General features: G+C 38.9%; 11 protein-coding genes. All 11 read left to right on the top strand.

Translation table 11 applies throughout. The annotated features are described in order from the left end of the window. Positions 1-15 precede the first annotated feature (15 nt). The 11 genes from KKD45_04980 to KKD45_04930 all read left to right on the top strand — a co-directional run bounded on the left by KKD45_04980 (position 16) and on the right by KKD45_04930 (position 16,571). Entirely contained in the window at positions 16-2,385 is a 2,370-nt protein-coding gene (locus KKD45_04980; protein MBU4309844.1) for an ABC transporter ATP-binding protein, read from the top strand. An 11-nt stretch (positions 2,386-2,396) separates the two neighbouring features. Beyond that, positions 2,397-3,662 (top strand): ABC transporter permease, encoded by a 1,266-nt coding sequence (locus KKD45_04975; GenBank protein MBU4309843.1) that lies wholly within the window; start codon positions 2,397-2,399, stop codon positions 3,660-3,662. A gap of 119 nt (positions 3,663-3,781) precedes the next feature. Beyond that, complete coding sequence (locus KKD45_04970) at positions 3,782-4,084, top strand: hypothetical protein (protein MBU4309842.1); 303 nt, start codon at positions 3,782-3,784, stop codon at positions 4,082-4,084. 95 nt (positions 4,085-4,179) lie between these two features. Further along, a complete protein-coding gene (locus KKD45_04965) occupies positions 4,180-5,445 on the top strand; it encodes a M23 family metallopeptidase (GenBank protein ID MBU4309841.1) in 1,266 nt (421 codons plus the stop codon). Positions 5,446-5,548: 103 nt separating this feature from the next. Next, entirely contained in the window at positions 5,549-6,544 is a 996-nt protein-coding gene (locus KKD45_04960) for a thioredoxin domain-containing protein (protein ID MBU4309840.1), read from the top strand. Positions 6,545-6,634: 90 nt separating this feature from the next. After that, positions 6,635-7,789, top strand: a complete 1,155-nt coding sequence (locus tag KKD45_04955) for a hypothetical protein (protein ID MBU4309839.1) — start codon at positions 6,635-6,637, stop codon at positions 7,787-7,789. 208 nt (positions 7,790-7,997) lie between these two features. After that, positions 7,998-8,795, top strand: coding sequence for a hypothetical protein (locus KKD45_04950; protein MBU4309838.1), 798 nt, complete (start codon positions 7,998-8,000; stop codon positions 8,793-8,795). A 250-nt stretch (positions 8,796-9,045) separates the two neighbouring features. Further along, positions 9,046-11,496, top strand: coding sequence for a DNA gyrase subunit A (gene gyrA / locus KKD45_04945; protein ID MBU4309837.1), 2,451 nt, complete (start codon positions 9,046-9,048; stop codon positions 11,494-11,496). Positions 11,497-11,796: 300 nt separating this feature from the next. Continuing rightward, positions 11,797-13,023 (top strand): radical SAM protein, encoded by a 1,227-nt coding sequence (locus KKD45_04940; GenBank protein MBU4309836.1) that lies wholly within the window; start codon positions 11,797-11,799, stop codon positions 13,021-13,023. A gap of 264 nt (positions 13,024-13,287) precedes the next feature. Further along, positions 13,288-15,069, top strand: a complete 1,782-nt coding sequence (locus KKD45_04935; protein ID MBU4309835.1) for an AAA family ATPase — start codon at positions 13,288-13,290, stop codon at positions 15,067-15,069. Between the two features lie 266 nt (positions 15,070-15,335). Further along, a complete protein-coding gene (locus KKD45_04930) occupies positions 15,336-16,571 on the top strand; it encodes a hypothetical protein (protein ID MBU4309834.1) in 1,236 nt (411 codons plus the stop codon). Positions 16,572-16,585 lie beyond the last annotated feature (14 nt).

The raw sequence follows: 16,585 nt of genomic DNA, 5'->3' as shown, positions 1-16,585 counted from the left end.
TATATTTTAGCTTTGATGACTAATCAAGGAGGAACACAAGATAACACTTCCGATTTAGCCGGAAAAGAGCCATTAACAAATGATGAGCTCTGTTTTTCGCTGCCAAAAGAAGAGCGGTTATTATTGCCATATAAGCAAATTGTGCAAGAGGATAATTTTATTATTAACGCTGAAGATAAGGCAGAGATTATAAAAAGAATTGGTGGCAATGACAACATGAAGGCTTCTCCTGTTAAGACCGTGGTAAAGGATGATGAAAAGATTAGGCTAGTTCATATTAAAATTGAAGATGCGGATTCAGTTCAGGAGCCAACAGTACTTAAAATTAAAATAAATAAACCGCCTGTTGAACGAGAAGTTGAAAAGGCGGTTGAGCAAAAAGTCGAAAAAAAGATTGATGTTTCGGCAGGTGTAGCGCAGATGGCTACAGTCGACAAGAAAAAAACCTCTTTTTTCAAGAAATTAGCAAGTAAATTTTTTAATGCTAAATCGAGTGATTATAAAGATGATGATGGTTTGCCCTTGGTCAAGAGGGTGCAAAAAGTTTTCGAGGAAGGCTTACGGGAAGAATATCTTAAAATTGGGATTGAGCGTCGAAAAGAGATTAGTCGCAACGGTGATGCCTTAGTGGCTAAAGTTTTGGAATTAAATCCAGAAAATAAAAAACTTTCTCAGGCGGAATATGACAAATTAGCAGATAATATTAGAGTTTATATTCTATATTGGTTAAGCTCTTTTGCTTTGCCAAATAAAACTGTCGAAAATGCAGTTGAGGTAAAATTTGATAAAATTGTAAAGATTTTGAAATTAGAAATAATTCAAGAAAAAAACAACAAAGAAGCCGTTATCATTCCGGTTGTCCCTGAGGCAAAAAAAGTGCTTAAGTCCGATCCAGAATCAGTTATTCTAGCTTCGGTTGAAAAGACGGTTGAGCAGCCTGTAAAAAAGGAGCTCTCATTTCGTGAAATGGCGGAGGTAAAAGCGGAAGAGAAAAGTAAAATTCAGCCGGTTATTTCCTTAAAAAATATTGATATTAAATATAATTTTGGTAAGCCGACGGAGTACTACGCAATCAAGAATGCGAGCGTCGATATTTATGCCGGTGAGTTAATTATTTTTTTTGGCCCATCTGGATGTGGTAAATCAACCTTGGTAAACGCGATTGCCGGCCTAGAAAGACCGGTTGGGGGCACGGTTGAGGTGATGGGTAAGAATATTTTAAATTTTAATTATGATCAGATGGCTGACTACCATGCCGATACAATCGGTTTCGTTTTTCAGGCATATAATTTAATTGAATCATTGTCGGTGGAGGACAACATTATTTTCCCGCAAATGTTTCGTAATGTTTCACGGTCTCAGCGTAAGAAGAAAGCGCAGGACTTGTTAGACAGATTTGAAATTAGAAGACATGCCAAAAAGTCACCGGTGATGTTGTCTGGTGGACAGCAACAAAGGGTTGGTATTGCTCGAGCCCTGGTAAACGATCCAGTGATTATTTTGGCAGATGAGCCAATGGGTAATTTGGATTCTGCTAGCGCTGATATCGTAGTGAAGATTTTCCGCGATTTAAGCAAGATAGAAAACAAAACTGTTATTTTAGTGACGCATAATCCGGAATTATTAAGTATTGCCAATCGTATTGTCTATATGAAGGATGGGGTGATTATTAGAGAAGAGGTGAATGATGATGTGCGACCGGCAGAGATTAAAAAAGAAAAAGAAGAAGAAAAGGTTAAGGATGACCAAAACATTCCTGTCGAATTGAGAAATTTATTAAAAATCTATGGTGGCATTACGTCTAGCCAGCTAAATTCAATGTGGATTCCCCTAAAGGCCAAGATGATTACGGATCAGATTTTGCAGAAATATACCAGGGAACAGATTGAATTTATTGAAAATGTTATTAAGCGTCGCTTAATGGGAATTATTCCGCGTGAAGAGGTTTTTAGTTTGATTGATTTGCCAATAGAGGAAGGAGGCGCTGGTTTGGATAAGCGTTCGGCCGAAACTTTGGCTGACAAGATTGAAATGATATTATTGGAGGTGGAGATGATTAAGAAATATGTAGACAAAGAGGTTAGTAATCCGCAGGAGAGTACATTAGCAGAGGAGGATGCCGTAACCGAAATAAGAAAACAATTATTATTACAAAGTGAAGCGCATATTATCCAGAAGAATATTGATAATTTGGAAAAGTTTATTAGGATGCGTTTGGAAAATAAAATTGATAAGGGTGGATTTGTCGACGGGGTGTCCAAGCCCTTGGCCTTGAATGGTGCTGGTTTTGGCAAGAGTGTGGCCAAAAAATTCGCCAGAGAATTGGAGTTACTAATGTTGATTAAGTTTGGCGAAGAGTCCGAATCGAAACCGTATAAGAAATAAATAAATAAAATATGAAAATATTAGATATCTTACAACTTTCCACTAGAATCTTTAAGACGAATAAAATGAGAACAATTTTAACCGTGCTTGGTATTGGCGTTGGTATTGGTGCGATTTTATTTTTGGTGTCCTTGGGTTATGGTCTGCAAAAAGTTATTCTGGATAAAATTGCCAGCTCTGACTCTTTGTTGGCCTTGGATATTATTTCAGGAACTTCGAAGGAGTTAAAATTAGATCAACCCTTGATTGAAAGAATGGTGAAGAATCCTTTGGTTTCAGAAGTGAGCCCCTTGGTTAGTTTTAATTCTTTAATTGATGTTAATAATTTTAACGGAGGCGCCGAGGTGGAGTTTGTCAAAAGTTCGTTCTTTGCGCTTTCGGGCATGGAGTTGGAAATGGGAAAATTCTTTGACGATAAAACTGAGAATGAGATTATTGTCTCAACGGCAATTTTGAAATTATTTAATTTATCTGAAACTGATATCACAAAAGGAGTTAATGATATTAAGATGACAATTATTGTGCCCAAGGGGGGGAATGAAAATTTATCATCGGCAACAACAACGGAGGTTGACTCTCGGGCCTTGGATGAGAATAAAAATGTTGAAGGTGAGGTGGAGCTAAAAGAGTTGCCTCAAAAATTTAAAATAGTCGGCGTGGTCAAAAATGATAATTCTCCGTATATCTTTTTGAATATCGCCAACATTAAGGATTTCAACATTTCTGAATTTAATCAATTAAAAGTGAAGGCTAAAACTCAAAAAGATGTTGACAAATTGCGTGGCGAAATTTTTGATATGGGCTACGGTGTATCTTCGATTAGCGAAACTATTGATCAGGCAAATAAGATTTTTGCGATTATCCAAATCATTTTGGCCGCTTTTGGTGTAGTTGCTTTGATTGTGTCAGCAATCGGCATGTTTAACACTATGACAATTTCACTTTTGCAGAGAACAAGAGAAATTGGAATTATGAAGTCAATTGGAGCCAAAAATCGTGATGTGAAGAAATTGTTTTTGACAGAAGCTTTTTTGATTGGAACTTTAGGTGGTGGTGCAGGGTTGGCAATTGGTTTTTTCTTGCAGGGTATTTTTAATTTACTTTTAGGCTTGTTGGCTAAAACTTTGGGTGGAGTCGCGATGGATATTTTTTATACACCGACTTGGTTTATTTTATTGATTATTGGTTTTTCTAGTATCGTTGGTCTTTTGACCGGTGTTTGGCCAGCTATTCGCGCGTCCAAGCTGAATCCGCTTGATGCTTTACGTTATAAATAAATATTTTTGTTTGACTATTTTTCTCAAATAATGTATTTTTATTTTATGCACTTTTGGAGAAAGGTGCATAATTTTTTTTGCTCTTTATGATAATAAGCAATAATAAAGGAGGGCGGTTTATGACTAGTAATGTTTTAAAGCTGTTAAGTGAAATAGTGACTAGGGATTTTCCTGATTGTTCCAAGGAGGCGGTTATTTTAAAAAAAATTATTGCTTCCGGGATGAACAGCATTAACACTTACGAGACAGTTATTTTTAGTCAATCAATTTTACCAGTTATCAGGAATAACACCTGTGAATGTTGGAGTTGTAATGTTGATGTAAGCGACAGAGTTGTCGATGTGCTTTATGAATTCTTGGAGACAGGACTTTGCCCTGTGTGTAATGAAGATGAGGTAATAAGGGACGCCGCCGCGCTGTAGTGCTTTTTCGAAAAAATAAAAAAATAACCGTCTAGTGATAGGCGGTTTTTGTTTATTTTTGGCATATATTTTCTCGGTTGATACTGAATTGGGGAATGTGCTATAATGCTTCTATGTTTAAAAAATTCAAAATCATCTTATATATATTCCTATTTTTGGGTGTCAGCGGTGTTTATTGGCAATCTAAAAAAGAAAACAATACTATAGATAATAGTCTTATCAAAGAGAGCAATGCGCAGGCTGATATTCAGGCCCCGGAAGACAAAAAAGACCGTGTGGAAAGAATTGAAATCGTGGATGGTGCAACTTACGGCGCCTTGATGGCTAGCTCAGGCGTGGACAATGTTACGGCAATGGCAATCTATGATAGTGCTTTTAAATCTTACGATTTGGCTAAGGTGCGTTTGGGTAAATTTATCGAGTTGACGTTTGATAAAGACACTAATGAATTGCGTGAGCTTTATTACAAGATCGACACCGAGGATCAATTACATATTTGGCGCACGATTACGCCGGGCGTCGCCTCGAGTAGTCCGGAGATGTCTGCATGGCAATCAAAGAAAGAGGCAATCCCTTATGAAATAAAAATTATCACCTCCAAGGGTGTAGTGAAGTCATCAATGTATCAAGCCGCTTTGGATAATAATATTGACGAGCGGGCGATTATGGCCTTGGCTGATGTATTTCAATGGACAATAGATTTTGCCATGGATCCACGTGTAGATGATATTTTTTCCTTCGTCTGGGAACAGCGCTTTTTGAATGGCGAATACGTTATGCCGGGTCGGGTTTTGGCTGGTAAATATGTTAATAGCGGTAAAGAATATGCCATGTATTATTCCGGGGAGAATAATGGATATTTTGATCAGGACGGTAATTCGGTACAAAGAATGTTCTTGCGTGCGCCAGTTGAGTTTAGGTATATTTCATCTGGGTTTACGACGGGTAGGCGCTATGTTGAGGCTTTTAATGTATCGACAGGTCACAGGGCAATCGATTACGCGGCAAGTATGGGCACACCAATTCGAGCTGTTGGTAATGGCACAGTGACTAAGGCCGGCTGGGGCGGACCTTATGGTAATTTAACCAGTATCAGACATAATGGAACTTATTCAACGAACTATGGACATCAATCAAGGATAATTGTTAAGGTTGGCCAAAGGGTAAAGCAAGGTGAAATTATTGGCTATGTTGGTTCAACTGGTTTTTCAACTGGACCGCATTTACATTATGAAATGGTCAAAAATGGCGTTAAAATAAATCCATATAACGAGACAATGCCACAAGAACAAGTGACAAAAGTTAGCAATAAGGATAGTTTTATGCAAGAGGTGGAAAAACTTAAGGAATTAATTAAATAACCTTTTGACATTTAAATCACATTTTGGTAAAATACTAAAAGATATTTAATTTAATTAATATAAAGAATTGCAATATATTTGCATATTCGAGTAATGTTTTATTATGAAGAAAATCATTATTTTGAGCCTTTTGGCTGTGTTTGTAACTACTGGTTGCAAAATTGAAAACAAAAGTGCAGCAACTGTTAGCGTTGATGACGCTAAGAAATTAACTGCTGATTTTATCAACAATAATTTGATGCAACCAGGTAACACTGTTAACATCAAAGAAGTAACTGAAGAAGGTGGTCTGTATAAGGTGGTAGTAAGCATGCCAAATGGTCAGGAGATTAATTCTTATTTATCAAAAGATGGTAAGAAGTTTTTCCCACAAGTAATGGATATTGAAGAAACCAAAAAAGAAGCTGAGGCTAAAAATGGCGGTGATGCAGCGGCAGCACCAGAAAAAACTTCTGTGACAACAAAAAAAGCAAAAGCAAGTGTTGAGCTTTTTGTAATGAGTCATTGTCCATTTGGCACTCAAATCGAAAAGGGCATGTTGCCAGTTCTTGATGCCTTGGGCGATAAAGTTGATTTCACTTTGAAATTCTGTGATTACGCAATGCATGGTGAAAAGGAATTAAACGAACAAATGACACAATATTGCGTGCAAAAAGAAGACTCTAAAAAATTGTTACCTTATTTGAAATGTTTCTTGGGTGGTAAGGCTGGTGAAGCAGCTGAAAGTGATGCTTGTATCAAATCAACCGGTATTGATGCTGGCAAGATTAAATCTTGCGTTGCAGCTACTGACACCAAATATAAAGTAAGTGCAAATTTCAAGGACAAGTCTACGTATAAAGGTAGTTTTGCTACTTTTGATGTCTACAAGGAAGATAACGCAAAATACGGCGTTGGCGGATCCCCAACTTTGGTAATCAATGGCGAGAAGATTTCTTCCGGCCGTGATTCTAAGACTTTGATGGATACTATCTGTTCTGGTTTTGAAAATGCTCCCGATGCTTGTAAAGAAGAAATGTCAGCTGCATCTCCATCAGCTGGATTCGGTTTTAACGAATCAGGCGGAGACGCTGCCGCAGCGGCTTCTTGTGGAAACTAATACGGTTTGATAAAAATTCTAAAAAGCGAGAGAAGATATTTCTCTCGTTTTTTGTTTGCCTAAATCCAAAACAATCTATATAATGTTGATATGGAAACCTTAAAAAAACTTCTTAAAATTATTTATTATATCCTTCTTTACGGCCTGGCTGCGGCAGGGTTTGTATTGATTGGCGGCTACTTGGCTGTAAAATTTAAAATTACCAATGTTCCGGGCAGGGTCGACTTGAATAATAGTTATTACGAAAAAGCGGCACGTTTTTATGAGCCGATAATGGAGCGAGCAACAAGTTCTGATTTGACCTTATCGGAAATCGAGAAGCGGATTACCTCCTTGGAGAGTATTAAGAAATTTAAACAAGTTAATCTTTGCAAGATTGCGGTATTAAAAAATTCTTATCCCGATAATGCGGCTGCGATTGCTGATGTTTATGAATTAAAAAATTCTGAAGTTTTATTGAGTAAGATGTTGGTTGCGGCTGAGATTCGTATTAAGAATAATGCTGAACTTTATAAGGAATATGTGGCGTGTGAATATGCGCCTGATAAAAAGATTGATGAAAATATTTTGGTTACGATGGTGAGCGCCTCTAGTACAAATCTGTACAATTGGGCTGACTCTGAAGAGTGGCAGGTGATTAAGAAAGCAATTATTAAAGATGAAGCTAATATTAAAAAGGCGGCTGAGATTGCCGGCATCAATCCACGTTTGCTTGTTTCCATTTGCATTGTCGAACAATTCCGTCTGTATTTTACCCAACGTGAATTATATGAAAAACTTTTCAAGCCTTTGTCGATTCTAGCCAATGCCAACAAGATGGCTTGGGGTGTGATGGCAATCAAAGAGAAGACGGCGATTGATATCGAGGATCATCTAAAGGACCCTAGTTCTGATTATTATCTAGGCGCAGCTTATGAAAATTTATTAAATTTCCAATCTTCTGATATCGCCGCTGAGCGTTATGCTCGTTTGTCTGATGAAAAAAATGCTTACTATTCTTATCTATATGGTTCATTGTATGTGAGGCAATTTGAAAAGCAGTGGGAGGGGGCTGGTTTTGCCATCGGTGACCGTCCTGAGCTAATGGCCACTCTTTTTAACATCGGCTTCAAGAACTCCAAGCCCAAAAATAATGCTGAAGCGGGCGGCTCTGAGTTGGAAATTAACGGTCTTAAGTATAGTTTTGGCTCTCTAGCCTATGAATTCTTTTATTCTGGTGAAATGAGAGAGACATTCATTTACTAGCGCTCTTATTTTTTAGCTAATTTTACAGAAATTAGTGAAATTCAGACAATTGCTCCATTCGCGAATTTGGCTTTACATTCTTGATTGTTTTTGTTACAATATTAGTATAAATAAACACTCAATTTGGGTCGTTTTTTCGGTCAAGGAAGATGAATTCCCGACTATATATAAAGATTTTTAGCTTTTATAATATTAAATAGAAAATTTTATGACCAGGAGGAGTTCTAAAATTCAAAATCAAGAAGAAATGACAGCTAAAAAACCGGTCCGAAAAGCTGGTCGACCTAAAAAAGAGGAAGTTTTGCAAAATAAAAAGGCTGATATTAAAGTAAAAGTAACTAAAACCGCAACGAGAAGAGAGTCATTTGTGCGAAGCCAAGAAGATGATAAGGCAGCCATTCTAGAAGAAATTAAATCTTCTCATGCGAAAGAAAAGGCAGATAAAGCTAAAAGAGCTGCTGAAAATCAGTCTAGTCGCAGACTTAATTCACTGGCTATTTATGAAAGGGAGGAACGGAAGAAGATTTTGATAATGTGGGCCGGTGTTGGAGTGTTTATGTTTTTGATTGCCGGTTTTTGGATTTATGATACGAAAAAGATTTTTGAAGAAAGTCGTTTGGAGCCAAGCGCTAATGCTGATTTCTCCTTTGATAAGCTAACAGAATCAGTCAAAGATGTGTCTGGTAGAATAGATGAGCTTAGGCAAGAATTAGCTAAGGCGAGTTCAACATTGGCTACAACAACAATCGATCAGAGTCTGGCTACTAGCACTACTACATCAACAAATTTAACTGATCTAGCGAGCACAACGGCATCATCAACTTATTTTGTTGTGGGTGTGACTGAGGCTGAAATGGTATCAACCTCCACCGTCCCTAAGCCTGAATTAATAGTGAAAGAATTGCAAGAGAAATTAATGTCTAGCACCACAGAGGATGGCACAGTTAAAGGCGTCTTCGAGGAAAGGGATATTATTAATGAATTAAAAAATAAATTAGAAAAATAGTTTTAAACTCCCTCGCCCCGGCGGGAGAGGGTCGGGGTGAGGGGAAAAAGCGAGTATTAAAATTATTAAAGAAATTATTAAAAATTTATATATAAATTAAAATACGTATATGGCAAAAAGGATTATAAAAAGAGATGCTCCAAGGAAAAAGGAGAATGGAGACAACAAAGAGGAGGGTGAATTAATTGATGGTGAGGTGGTTGATGGTGTGGTGGCTGAGCCGTCTCATCATATTTCGGCGGAAAAAGAAATGACCGCTTACGGCATCGTGCAACCCTTGTCAATCAGTCATGAAATGGAAAAATCCTATCTTGACTACGCGATGAGTGTTATTGTACAACGGGCTTTGCCGGATGTGCGTGACGGTTTGAAACCGGTGCATCGTCGTATCTTATACGCGATGTGGAGCGTTGGTCTTCGGGCTGGCGGTAAGTATCGTAAATCAGCGACCGTAGTCGGTGAAGTTTTGGGTAAGTATCATCCGCATGGCGATACTTCTGTTTATGATGCGATGGTTCGTTTGGCGCAAACATTTTCTCTTCGTTACCCATTGGTAAAAGGTCAAGGTAACTTTGGTTCGATGGACGGCGACTCTGCGGCGGCGATGAGATATACCGAAGCCAAGATGTCACACATTTCTGAAGAATTACTTTTGGATATTGAAAAAAATACGGTGAACTTTATGCCGAACTTTGACGGTTCCCACAAAGAGCCACGCGTGATGCCGGCGAAATTACCAAACTTGCTTTTGAACGGTACGATGGGCATTGCCGTTGGTATGGCGACAAACATTCCACCACATAATTTGAGTGAATTGATTAATGCCGTTAATCATTTAATTGACAATCCTGAGGCGACTGTTGAAGACCTAATGGTTTTTGTGAAAGGTCCTGATTTCCCAACCGGTGGTATTATTTATGACAAGAATGCAATCAAGCAAGCCTATGCGACTGGTCGTGGCGGTATTGTTTGTCGTGGTAAGGCAGATATCGTTGAGGACAAGTCTGGCAAATTTAGTATTGTAATTACGGAGATCCCATATCAAGTAAATAAAGCGACCTTAGTTGAAAAGATCGCCAGCTTGGTAACGGAGAAAAAGATTGAAGGTATTCGTGATTTACGTGATGAGTCTGACAAAGAAGGTGTGCGTGTAGTGGTAGAATTGAAAAAAGATTCTTACCCAAAGAAAGTTTTGAATGCGCTTTATAAGATGACGCAATTGCAAGAAACTTTCCATGTTAACATGTTGGCATTAGTCGATGGTATTCAGCCAAAAGTTTTGACTTTGAAAATGGTGCTCGAAGAATACATTAAACATCGTGAAGAGGTGATTCGTAGACGGACACAGTATGATTTAGACAAAGCCAAAGAGAGAGCGCACATTTTGGAAGGTTTGAAAATTGCTTTAGATAATATCGATGCGGTCATCAAAATCATCCGTGGTTCCAAAGATAAGGAAGTTGCTAAGCAAAGTTTGATGGCAAAATTTAAATTATCTGAAAGACAAACAATTGCTATTTTGGAAATGCGTTTGCAGAACTTGGCGAACTTGGAAAGATTGAAGATTGATGAAGAATTAAAAGAGAAATTAAAAATCATCAAAGACTTAGAAGCGATCTTGAAATCAAAACTAAAGATTCGTGATATTATCAAAGAAGAAATTAACAAGATTAATGATAAATATGGCGATGATCGTCGCACTCAAGTAGTTTCTCACGCGATTGGTGAATTCTCTATGGAGGATTTGGTGCCGAACGAAGAAGCAATGGTGATGATGACTCGTGATGGCTACATCAAGCGGATGGACCCAGATACTTTCAAGGTTCAAGGTCGAGGTGGCAAGGGTGTCGTTGGTTTAACGACCAAAGAAGAAGACATGGTTGAATTTATGTTCACAACCATGACCCACGATGACCTCTTAATGTTCACATCGAAAGGTCGTGTCTTCCAATTGAAGGCTTACGAAATCCCAGTCGCATCGAGAATTGCCAAAGGTCAAGCGATTGTGAACTTCTTGCAATTATCTGGTGGTGAAAAAGTAACTTCAACCTTGCCATTAGATAAGATTAAGAAATCAAAATACTTATTCTTCGCAACAGAGAAAGGTTTAGTGAAGAAGGTAACCCTAGACTCATTCAATAACGTCCGTCGTTCCGGCTTGATTGCGATCAAGATCAAGGAAGATGACAAACTGATTTGGACTAAGCCAACTGGTGGCAAGGATGATATCCAACTAATCACCGCTGGCGGTCAAGCTATCCGTTTCAAGGAAGCTGATGTTCGTGATATGGGCCGTGGTGCCGCTGGCGTCTTTGGTATTAGACTGAAAGACAAGGATATCGTGGTTGGTATGGGTGTGATTAATAAAGAAAAAGAAAAGCAAAGTGATATTCAAATATTATCCATCATGGCCAACGGTTACGGCAAACGCACACCGTTAGCTGATTACAAGGTTCAAGGCAGAGGTGGTTCTGGTATTAAGACTTCTAAGGTTACCACCAAGACCGGTGAACTAGTTAATGCCTTTGTGGTGAATACAGAATTAATGAAAGATAAAGATGTAGTCATTATCTCTGAAAAAGGTCAGGTTATCAGATTGCCATTTAAATCAGTCAACCAATCCGGACGTGATACGCAAGGGGTGAGATTGATGAGGTTTAAGTCGGAAGGCGACAAAGTCGCTTGTGTGACTTGGGCGTAAAATAGAATTTAGATATTTTAAAAAACCGATGAAATTTCATCGGTTTTTTGGTGTTTTTGTGTATTTGTATAGCCTTGACAAATTCCGAATTGGATGCTAACGTTCAAACAATCGTAGATCTTTATAAAATTTTATATTCATTAAGGAGGTGAAAAAAGCATGATTACAGTGTTGAAGTCCAAGAAGGAAAAACCTTTTGTGGCTGGTAATTCCCTGGGTAAAACTCAGCGGTCCAACTGCTAACCAATGACCTGAGCGGCGGGAACTGATAGTTCCCGCCGTTTTTAAAAGGAGAAGCTAATGATTTTTTCAGGATTACTGATAAAAAAATATAGCGACGGAAAAATAAAACTCATTAATCTTGCCGACGGGGACGAAGCCCTTGCGGATCAGAAAGCTCTCAATCTTATAATTTCAATGAGTCTTAAGCCTTCTCGGGTAACTTGTTCCGAAGAGGAAATTGCCTTATTGGTAGCGCTGGAAGAGGGTATCGCCATTTTCGCCGAAGACGGCGTCAGTTCTCCCGTTATTAGCGAAGGCGATTTTGAGAACCTTGAAATTAGCCCGACCGATTCTTGCAACCTGTTATGTAGACATTGCTGCGTTTTTGACGAAGATAATCCAAAGCGCGATCATTCCATTGATATCAATCTTCTGGAAAAAACCATCATAGATGCGGAAAAGATGGGGATGTATAGTCTCAGGTTGTCAGGTGGTGAAATACTGACATACTACGCCGTTGAACGGTTGCTGACTTTTCTTAATATGAGGAATGTGCGTACCAATATTGTGACAAATGGTCTATTGCTGGACCGCTTCCTGAGTTCAATGAATAATGCCAGGATGTCTTTTATCATCAGCCTCGATGGATTTGAGGCCTCGCATGATTACTTGCGAGGAGAAGGCACCTTCGTTCGCACCAAGAAAAATATTGAGATGGCCATCGATGCTGGCTTCGAGGTTGAGGTCAACATGGTCGTCTATGATAAAAATGTTGGAGATGTAGATGCTTTCTCGGAGTTTGTAAAAGACATTGGGGCAAGTAGTCTGAATATACAGGCACTTAGACCGGTCGGCAGAGCGTCGCATTGTCTTACTGGTAAAATGGTAACGGATGAAAAATTTCTTCGCGATATCCATCAAAACGAGCTTTTATCACAAATGGCCAAAATTGAAGACGGAGTAACTTTCTGTACGTCCTGCAAGTCTGGTCTGATAATTGATCACGATGCCAATGTCTTCGGGTGCGTCTTTCTGGCGGAGAAGCCGACCGGCAATCTGCAGAAAGACAGTATCGCTACGATATACGCACGGGCCATTGCAGAAAATCCATTACACGATCTTAATACTTTGTCGGAATGTTCCAATTGTGAATTATTCAAAAAAGTATGTGCAGGAGGATGTCGTGCCCGAGCTTATAAGATGACTGGTTCGATATACGGCTGTGATTACTGGATCCCGTTCCTCATTGGTCATCCCAAGTTTGAAAAAAGTGGGAGAAGACCTCATGAATTCCTGCTTATCTAATTATATTAAGTTTTCAAAGGCCTGAGCACAATGCTAGGCCTTTTTTATTTAAGATACTATTTATAAAGCGTGAAATAATTGTCCGCTAGAATTATTTTTTTAATAATCTCTCTTTGTGCGCAAGACCATGAACATAATTGACACTTATAAAAATATACTCTATAATAATTTTATGAATAAAATAAGACAAGATAATATTATAACTTTATATATAATCGCAACAAATCTGCCCCAGAAATAGGGCAGTTTTTTTATGCTAAAAATATGCCAACAATAAACAAAAAAATGCTCTTTGAGCAGGCTCAAGCGCATGTTTCGGGAGTAGTGGAGAAGATTCAAGCTTCTTTTATTACTACTAAGGAATCTGTGAAAAAAATTAAAACTCGTTTGCGAAATTCTTCTGGCGGTGATCGGATTATGGAGGCGGAGGTTTTGAAGTATTCGGAACAGCGGGTGGGTGAGTTGGAGCAGTTGCAGTCCTCGCCGTATTTTGTTGGTTGTGAGATTGAGTTTGCCGGGAAGGCGCGGGAGGAGATCTTTTTTTCGAAATTTAGTTATTCCGAGGAACAGATTTATTCTTGGACAACGCCAGCGTCGCTAATTCGTTATGAGCAACCAGGTGATGTGAGCTATGTGTTGCCCGATGGCACGATGCGGCATGGCAAGATGTTGCGCAAGAATCAGTTTATGATTGTCGATGGCAAGATTATCTTTATGGCCTCTGAGGCGATTGGCTCTTCGCGACAATTGATTTATCAAGAGCATTTGATGCAGCGTAAGAATTCTTTTGTCTTGCCGGAGATTGTTGAACAAATGGAAAAAAAACAGGACGAGGTGATTCGCGCAGATTATCATGGCTCGTATCTCATCTCTGGTCCGGCCGGCTCGGGTAAGACGACCTTGGCCTTGCATCGCGTTGCTTATCTAGTGCAGTCACCAGATACGGCCGAACATTTTCCTGGCACTAATATTATTGTCTTTGTGCATGACAATTCGACTAAAGAATATTTCTCCAATCTGCTGCCACAATTAGGAATAAACAATGTGACAATTACAATTTTCTCCGATTGGGCCCGCGAGATTCTGGGCTTAATGAATTACCAATATGTTTATCGCTTTGGTGAGAGTGAATCAGAAAAAGATCAGTACGAATATTTAAAAAATAAAGCCTTGAAAGAGATGACTGGTGGAATCGCTTCTCCCGAGGCTTTGACGAGAGTTTATGTGTCATATTTCAAAGATGATTTATTGGATATGTTTAAAAAACAACTGGCACAAAAAGTTCTGGACCGTTTTGATTTAACGATTTTATTGAAATCGTTTATCGTATTACACGGTGGCCTAAAAAGACAGGAGACCTATGTAGCGGTCGATAAAAATGGTCGCGAAAAAATCAAACGCGGTTTATTGCCAGTGGAATATTCCTTGATTGTGATTGATGAAGCGGAAAATTATTTAAGCGAGCAAATCGCTTTGATTAAAAATTGTGCCAATAAAAATCAAGCCGTTCTCTATGTTGGCGATTTAGCGCAACAAACAAAACTTTGCACGTTGAAAGACTGGCAAGAGGTGGGTGAGGACTTTGTCGGCAACCGCAAAGTGGAGCTCTTCAAGGTCTACCGCAATACGAAAGAGATTTTGGAATATGTTCGAACCCAAGGCTATGACGTCACTATTCCGGCGGAAATAAAATCGGGCAAGACGGTAATAGAGAAAGTGATTAATTCTGAATTAGATGAAACCAAATACATTCATGATATAATCAGCAGTAACGACGGCATGATAATCGGCTTAATCCATCGCGACTTAAATTATCTAAAACCGTATAAAGAAAAATATAAAGATAACAACAAAGTTCACATCTTATCTATTGACGAAGCACAAGGTGTCGAATTTGATGTGGTAATTTTCCTTAATTACGAACACACTCTTGATTTTGCTGATTGCGACGCTGAATTGATTAATGAAAAAAAACGTGTGCAACGAGATTTGAATTATGTAGCCATGACGAGAGCTATGAGTGAATTGCACATTTTTAAAAATTAAAACAGAAATTTTTAACCCCATTGACGAAAAAAATATTTTTTGCTATATTGATATCAATATGAATTATTTAAACATAAACAGCTTTACATGGAGAACTTTGCCCTTGCATTTGCAAGCATCTTTTAGGCTGTTTTTCCGTGTTTAAATATTTCGACTCTCTCTATTTAACTATAAAAAAGCAGCTTACAAATAAGCTGCTTTTTTGTTCTTTATAATTTTAGAGCTTAAGTCTGGCTTTCACTAAACACTATTCGGGGAGGAAGACAATGAGAAATTGCGGTATTGAGGTTGTTGATGGTGGTGATTTAACAGTAGCGGACCTAAATCTGTCTTTGCAGGCTGGTTATTTTGTGGCACGAACTAGTCACATTGGTAACCAGTACTTATCCAACATGGCCTTATTGGCTGCTGGTTTTCCAGCGCAACTGTACGATCGTAATTTAGCCCAGGACGATAAGAATTATTGGCCGGCACATGTAATTTTGGGCGGTCAACGGTTTTTAGTCAGTGAAGCGGGGAATGTCTTAACACCGTTCGCGCCTATTTCCCAAGGCGTTTTAAGCGACGTGACTGTCGGTTTGGTAAATGGTTATAGTAATTTGGCTGAATTTCATCTCGGCGTTCTGCGAAAAATGTATCCAACTCTTGTTGGCACAGAATCGCAATTTTATCTCGGACAAGAGGAGGTGGTTGAAGAGTTGTCAGCAATTTTGCATTTTTACTATCCTGAACTGTTTAATCGTTGCGTTGATCGTGATGGGAATACTTCGAAGTGTGATAGTCGTCTTATCGGGTCTCTCTTTTGTCAAACAAATAGTCTGACCATGCAGAGCTTGCATAACTTGGCTATGTGTAAAAACTTTGATCCGCTTCATCACGGAGTTTTGCCAACATTGCATGCGGTGTTGGTAATAAACTGTGCACTGGCGGCACTAGCATCAGACAGGGATGACATTTTTGAACTGGCTGGTCCGGATATGGCGCGCTATATCAAAGTCGATGCACGGCAAAGGGAGATTAATGAGATTTATGCCAAGGTGGTTTCGGAGTTCAAGGGGTTGCCTGAAAAGCTACGCTTGACTGTAGTGCCCACGTTTAATTTTCGTTTTGCAGCTTTGCAAAGTGAAATGCCAGCGCTTGATGATTTGATTGTCAATCTTTTGCAATATCGTAGAATTGTAATCGAAAAACGAGCGCTGTTGAATGATGTTAAAAAGGGCAGGCAAAACACACCAGAATTACAGGAGGAGTTGAAAATTCTCAGTCAACCGTTTAGTGGCAAGATGCTTAATCTTGCCCGCGAGATGCACGACGGCAATGAACTGTCCAAGAGGATTCTTGGACAAGATGATTTTCTTGAAGGCCACTTCTTTTCTCATTATGACATTTTGAAGGCCGGTGAACCTCTATGTGTCAGTGCAATGGCAGAGAATTTTTCCATGAATGAATGCCAGGCACTTTTGAAAGTTTTGGCAGATTCTCGACGCCTACTTAAGCCCTAGATAATTTGAGCTGT

This window comes from Patescibacteria group bacterium, from assembly GCA_018897195.1.
Classification (GTDB): domain Bacteria; phylum Patescibacteriota; class Patescibacteriia; order Patescibacteriales; family UBA12075; genus JAHILH01.
Note: the sequence above shows the minus strand (reverse complement) of the source record. Positions and strands in the feature narration are given on the sequence as shown.